Below are 3559 nucleotides of genomic sequence, written 5' to 3' on the forward strand. Positions count from 1 at the left end.
CAGGTTCTTCACCGCGCCGACGATGATCGCGTGGTCACCGCCGTCGTACTCGCGCCACAGTTCGCACTCGATGATCGCCGTGGCCTTGGCCAGCAGCGGGTTGCCCAGCTCGCTCAGGTGCCAGTCGATGCCTTTGGCCTTGTCCTTGCCCTTGCCGGCGAAGGCATAGGCCTCGGCGGTCTGGTCGGCAGACAGCAGGTGAATCGCGAACTGCTTGCTGTCACGCAGGATGGGGTAGGTGTCGGAGGCGTAGTTGGGGCAGAACAGCACCAGCGCCGGGTCGATCGACAGCGCGCTGAACGCGCTGGCAGTGATGCCGACGATGCCGCCGTCGGCGTCGAGGGTGGTGACCACCGTGACGCCGGATGGGAAGGAGCCCATCACGTCTTTGTAGATGCCTGGTTCGATCATCTTGTGCTACCTCTTAGCGCATCACAAACGGGTCGGGCATCGGCGCGGTGGACAGGTTGATCCACACCGTCTTCAGCTCGGTATAGGCCAGCACCGAATCGATGCCGCTCTCACGGCCGTAGCCGCTGTTCTTGAACCCGCCGATCGGCGCCATGGCCGACACGGCACGGTAGGTGTTGACCCAGATGATCCCCGAACGCACGTCGCGGGCCAGGCGGTGGGCACGGCCCAGGTCGCGGGTCCAGATGCCGGCGGCCAGGCCGAACTGCGAGTCGTTGGCGATGGCCAGGGCCTCTTCCTCGGTCTTGAAGCGGATTACCGCAGCAACCGGGCCGAACACCTCTTCCTGCATGATGGTCATCGAGTTGCTGTCGCACTCGAACAGGGTCGGCTCGTAGAACCAGCCGTCACCCTCGACCTCGGCACGTTTGCCGCCCATGTGCAGCTTGGCGCCTTCGGCCTTGGCAGCGGCAACCAGGCCTTCGACCACGGCCAGCTGCTGCGCGGTGGCCATGGGGCCCATTTCGCTGGCGTCGTCCTGCGGGTTGCCGATGCGGATGCGCTTGGCGCGGGCGATCAGGCGTTCGACGAATTCGTCGAAGATCTCGTCCTGCACCAGCAGGCGCGAGCCTGCCACGCAGCTTTGCCCGGAGGCGGCATAAATGCCGGCCACGGCGCCGTTGATGGCGCTGTCCAGGTCGGCGTCGGCGAAGATGATGTTCGGCGACTTGCCGCCCAGCTCCAGCGACAGCTTGGCGAAGTTCTCGGCGCTGCTGCGCACCACGTGGCGGGCGGTGGCGGCGCCGCCGGTAAAGGCAATCTTGCGCACCAGCGGGTGGCGGGTCAGCGCCGCGCCGGTGCTGGGGCCGTAGCCGGTGACCACGTTGACCACGCCTGGCGGGAAGCCGGCTTCGAGGGCCAGGCGGGCCAGCTCGAGGATGGTCGCCGAGGCGTGCTCGGACGGCTTGAGCACGATGGTATTGCCGGCGGCCAGGGCCGGGGCCAGCTTGATCGCAGTGAGGTACAGCGGGCTGTTCCACGGGATGATCCCGGCCACCACGCCGATCGGCTCGTGCACGGTGTAGGCGAACAGGTCGGGCTTGTCCAGCGGCAGGGTGCCGCCTTCAAGCTTGTCGGCAAGGCCTGCGGTGTAGTGGAAGAACTCTGGCAGGTAGCCGACCTGGCCGCGGGTTTCGCGGATCAGCTTGCCGTTGTCACGGCTTTCCAGTTGGGCCAGGTGTTCCTTGTTTTCGGCAATCAGGTCACCCAGGCGACGCAGCAGCTTGCCGCGCGCGGTGGCGGTGATGCTGCGCCACTCCTTGCTGTCGAAGGCACGCTGGGCGGCCTGCACGGCCAGCTCCACATCGGCCTCGTCGGCGTCGGGCAGTTGCGCCCAGGCCTGGGCGGTGGCCGGGTTGAGGCTGTCGAAGGTCTTGCCGCTCTGGGCATCGCGCCATTGGCCGTCGATGCACATCTGGAAACGAACGAGGGTCATGCAACAATCCCCTTGGCGGATTCGGTGAGGGTGCGGGCTTGCGCGAGGAAGTCCAGCAGCATCTTGTTGACTTCACGCGGTGCTTCCACCGGCATCATATGCCGTTGCTCGGCGAGGACCACGCTATGCGCGCCAGGAATGCTGGCGGCGAGCTGGCGGGTCATGGCCGGGGTGGATCCCGAGTCGAGTTCGCCGGTGGCGATCAGCGTCGGCACCTGGATACTGGCCAGGTCGGCGGCGCGGTACATGTCCTGGGTGGCGAACAGCGAATAAGTGGTGTGGTAGCCCTGCGGGTCGTTGCTCGCCAGCACCTGGCGAATGGCAGCGACCTGCGCCGGGTTGGCAGCCTTGTATTCTCGGCTGAACCAGCGGTCGAGCGCGGCGTCGACGTTGGCGTCGGGGCCAAGCTGTGCAGCCTGGGCGGCGCGGGCGATGACGCCGGCACTCTGCTCGGGGGTGCGGTTGAACACGCTGTTGAGCACGACCAGTGCAGCCAGGCGCTGCGGGTAGTTGAGGGCAAATGCCCGGGCGACCAGGCCGCCCATGGAGAAGCCGATCACGGTGGCTTGTTGAATCTGCAGGTGGTCGAGCAGTTCGGCGAGTTGGTCGGCGTAGCCTTCCAGACCGATGTCGGCGGCCGGCAGCGCGCTCTGGCCGTGGCCGAGCATGTCGTAGGTGATGACGCGGTAGTCGTTGGCCAGGCCCACGATCTGACCACCCCACATTTCCTTGTTCAGGCCCACGCCGTGGATCAGTACCACGGGTTGACCCTGGCCGACGGACAGGTAGCTGGTGCCGGCGGGTGTGCGTTCAGCGACAGGCTGAATCATGGAGGGCGCTCCTTGAAGGTCGGGCGCGGCGGGTAAGCACGCCACGCCCCGGCCCGTCTTGGTTGTTGTTATTGAGCGTTGGCTTTTTCGGCGGCCAGTTCTTCCAGGTCGATATAGCGGTTACCGATGCGCGGGTGCAGGCGGCCGCCGTCGGAGGCGCCCAGGACCACGACGATTTCATCGGCACGCGGGGCATCTTCGATCTGCATTTCCAGGGTGATGTAGTGCGAACGCAGGCCTTCGTCGTCCTTCTGCATCATCGGGATCTGGATCGAGGTGCCCGGGCCGCCGCGCTTGTTGGTGAAGCTCAGGTAGCTCTTGGCCTTTACCGCTTCGCGGTAGTGGTTGCCAAAGCGCAGGGTGTGGATCACCGCCGAGGCGTGTTCGATTTCGCCGTCGGCGCCGACGACTGCGGCCTTGCCGTAGGCTTCGATCTTGTCGGCGCCGCCGATGGCAGCCGTCAGGCGCTCGACCATCAGGGCACCCAGGTCCGAGCAGTTGGCACGGATTTCCGGCTTCAGATCTTCAACAAAACCGCGACCAGCCCATGGGTTCTTGATCACGACGGCCAGGCCGACCATGGTCACCGGCTTGTCGGTGGCCTTGCCGCCTTCGATGCGGGTCTCTTCGGAGTAGGTGACGATCTTGCGGATTTCGAAACTCATGGGTGGCTCCTGGTGAGGGTTATCAGCTCTTGTTGTCTGATGGTATACCATAATATTTGTTGTGCAAGAGGTGGCTGGAAATTTCTCTTGCGAGGGGACGAAAGGTGGCCTGATGCCTTGATTCCTGCGGTTTCTGTACTGGCCTCTTCGCGGGCATG

Annotated in this window: 4 protein-coding genes; all 4 read right to left on the reverse strand. The window is 65.2% G+C overall.

The window, feature by feature from the left end:
- The coding region (locus ACK1U9_RS20875) for a flavin reductase family protein (RefSeq protein ID WP_449110150.1) at positions 1-411 on the reverse strand (411 nt) is incomplete at its 3' end.
- Between the two features lie 13 nt (positions 412-424).
- A complete protein-coding gene (locus tag ACK1U9_RS20880; protein ID WP_108480611.1) occupies positions 425-1906 on the reverse strand; it encodes an aldehyde dehydrogenase in 1482 nt (493 codons plus the stop codon).
- On the reverse strand, positions 1903-2736 hold the full coding sequence (locus ACK1U9_RS20885; protein ID WP_046617261.1) for an alpha/beta fold hydrolase: 834 nt from the start codon (positions 2734-2736) through the stop codon (positions 1903-1905). The genes ACK1U9_RS20880 and ACK1U9_RS20885 overlap by 4 nt, the downstream gene beginning before the upstream one ends.
- A 68-nt stretch (positions 2737-2804) precedes the next feature.
- Positions 2805-3401, reverse strand: coding sequence for an amino acid synthesis family protein (locus ACK1U9_RS20890; protein ID WP_449110151.1), 597 nt, complete (start codon positions 3399-3401; stop codon positions 2805-2807).
- Positions 3402-3559: the final 158 nt, after the last annotated feature.

The sequence above is a fragment of the Pseudomonas sp. XP1 genome, from assembly GCF_053557675.1.